Annotated in this window: 1 protein-coding gene; it reads left to right on the top strand. The window is 41.2% G+C overall.

All coding sequences use genetic code 11. The features are described from left to right. Window positions 1-32: 32 nt before the first annotated feature. Window positions 33-497: IS110 family transposase (locus MWU56_RS16455; protein WP_247046514.1), on the top strand; the 465-nt coding region annotated here is incomplete at its 3' end.

The following is a 497-nucleotide window of genomic DNA, read 5'->3' as shown; positions in this document are numbered from 1 at the left end:
AGGTAGTCTGCTCTTTCATAAAATCATTTCTTATGAATAAATATAAAGAAACTTTCGGAGTCGATATCAGTAAGGATGTCTTTGATGTACATGGTAGTGAATATGGTCATTCCCGATTTAAAAACGATTCTTCCGGTTTTCGGTTGTTTATAAAATCATTACCTCAAGACAGTCTTGTGGTCATGGAGGCGACCGGCTATTACCACTATCGACTTGCACAGTTTCTTTACAAAAACGGGTTGGCCGTATCGGTAGTGAACCCTTTGTCGGTCAAGCGTTTTATACAGATGAAACTTGCCAAGGTAAAGACGGACAAGAGTGATGCCAAAGCTATTTGCAATTATGCATTGTCCAATGAGGTTCCCCTGTACAATGCCCTGACCGATGTACAGGCAGAGTGCCTTCAGCTCTTTAGGTTAATGGATAGTTATCTGAAGAAGCGTACAGCTACAAAGAACAAGATTCACGGAGAGGAAGTTCTGGGTATTCCATCCAAG

The organism is Allomuricauda sp. F6463D (assembly GCF_023015965.1).
In the GTDB taxonomy this organism is placed as follows: Bacteria; Bacteroidota; Bacteroidia; order Flavobacteriales; family Flavobacteriaceae; genus Flagellimonas.
This window is presented reverse-complemented; position numbering and strand designations above follow the sequence as displayed.